This is a genomic window from Roseateles sp. P5_E11, assembly GCF_054049355.1.
The window spans coordinates 1-1,747 of sequence record NZ_JBFUMO010000866.1 but is presented as its reverse complement, the minus strand read 5'-3'; the positions used below and the strand labels follow the sequence as shown (position 1 = coordinate 1,747).

The 1,747-nt window shown below is 68.5% G+C and carries 3 protein-coding genes; all 3 read right to left on the bottom strand.

Features of this window, described 5'->3' with window-relative positions; all coding sequences use genetic code 11:
- Positions 1-86 precede the first annotated feature (86 nt).
- On the bottom strand, positions 87-227 hold the full coding sequence (hemP, locus tag ACXJKR_RS31545) for a hemin uptake protein HemP (RefSeq protein ID WP_457326207.1): 141 nt from the start codon (positions 225-227) through the stop codon (positions 87-89).
- A gap of 143 nt (positions 228-370) precedes the next feature.
- Positions 371-1,141, bottom strand: a complete 771-nt coding sequence (locus ACXJKR_RS31540; RefSeq protein WP_457326206.1) for a TrmH family RNA methyltransferase — start codon at positions 1,139-1,141, stop codon at positions 371-373.
- On the bottom strand, positions 1,138-1,746 hold the full coding sequence (gene rnhB / locus ACXJKR_RS31535; protein ID WP_457326205.1) for a ribonuclease HII: 609 nt from the start codon (positions 1,744-1,746) through the stop codon (positions 1,138-1,140). Before rnhB ends, ACXJKR_RS31540 begins: the two co-directional genes overlap by 4 nt.
- Between the last annotated feature and the right edge of the window lies 1 nt (position 1,747).

Genomic DNA, 1,747 nt, shown 5'->3' with positions numbered 1-1,747 from the left:
GCGCAGCAGGTGTCGGCCATTCGGGAGTCTCCAGGGGAGAAGCGCGGGCGGGCGACGGCTGGCTGGCGCGGTATGACGAGCGAGGGCTATTTGGTCAGGATCAACTTGCCCTGGGACGTGATGCGCAGACGGTAGACCTGTTGTTGATGCACGATGAAGACTTCGCCCATGGGACCGAGCAGCGTGGCGCTGTCGATCTGGCGGGCCTGGCCTCTGCCCAGGATCACAGCCCCCGGCTGTGCCGCAGGCTTTGGCGGATAGGAATCAGTGAGCATCAAGTCACTGTAATGAGAATCATTCTCGATTGCAAGCGGCAATCAAGGGGGTCAGCCCAGCGGCTCCCGGCACAACGCAAAGCTTCCGCGCGTTCTCAGCCCTTCTGCCGTTCGCTCTCGTACAAGCAGATCGCCGCCGCCGCCGCCACATTGAGCGACTCCTCGCCGCCTGGCTGCGGGATGCCCACGGTCAGCGCGCAGCGGGCCATCAGCTCGGGCGACACGCCCTGGCCTTCGTGGCCCATGACCCAGGCACAAGGCGAGGGCAAAGCGACGCGATGCAGCACATGCTCGGTGTGGGAACTGGTCGCGATCATGGGCACATGCAGCGCCGCGAGGTCATCGGCCGCCAGGCCTTCAACGAGGCGCAGGCCGAAATGGGCGCCCTGCCCTGCGCGCACGACCTTGGGCGACCACAGCGCCGCAGTGCCTTTGAGGGCCAGCACCTGGCGCACGCCAAAGGCCGCAGCGCTGCGCAGGACGGCGCCGACGTTGCCGGCGTCCTGCAGGCGGTCCAGCACCACGCTGGCGGCATTGGCGTCGATCTGGGAGGCCGCGGGCAGCGTCAGCTCGGCGCCGATCTGCGCCGGCGATTCCAGGCCGCTCAGGCCCTTGAACAGCGCCACCGGCACGACCAGAGCGCGCGGTGCGGATTCGGCCAACGCGGCCAGGGCAGCCTCCTGCATCGCTGTTTCCGTCAGCACGACCAGGGCCGGCTGCCAGCCGCGTTGCAGGGCCGCACGCAGCAGGTGGTCGCCCTCKATCCAGACGCTGCCGGTCTTGCGGTAGCCATTGGCGTCCGCCGTCAGCTTTCGCAGCCGAACCAGCGCCGGGTTGTCGCGCGAGGTGATGTGGTCCAGCTTCATGCCAGCGGATTGATCGTCACGTCAATGCAGACCTCGCGCACCGGCGCGAAGCTGCGGCGGTGCCAAGGGCTGGCGCCGTGCGCCTTCAGTGCCGCCAGGTGCTCCGGCGTGCCATAGCCCTTGTGCGCGGCGAAGCCGTATTGCGGGTGGCTGGCATGCATCTGCTCGCAAAAGAGGTCCCGCGCCACCTTGGCGAGGATGCTTGCAGCTGAGATGGCCTGCACGGTGGCGTCGCCCTGCACGATGGCCTCTGCCGGTACGGCCAGCACCGGCAACCGGTTGCCGTCGATGCGCACAAGCGCTGGCTTGAGCCGCAGGCCCGTCACCGCGCGCTGCATCGCCAGCATCGTGKCCTGCAGGATGTTGATGCGGTCGATCTCTTCGTGCGTCGCATGCGCGATGCAGCAGCACAGCGCCTTGGCACGGATCTCGTCGTACAGCCGCGCGCGCTTGGCCGGTGTCAGCACCTTGGAGTCGGCCAGGCCCTTGATGGGCTGCAGGTCGTCGAGGATGACGGCCGCCGCGAACACCGGACCCGCGAGCGGCCCGCGTCCGGCCTCGTCCACGCCGGCGACGAGGCCGGGCGGTGTCCAGTCGAGGGACACC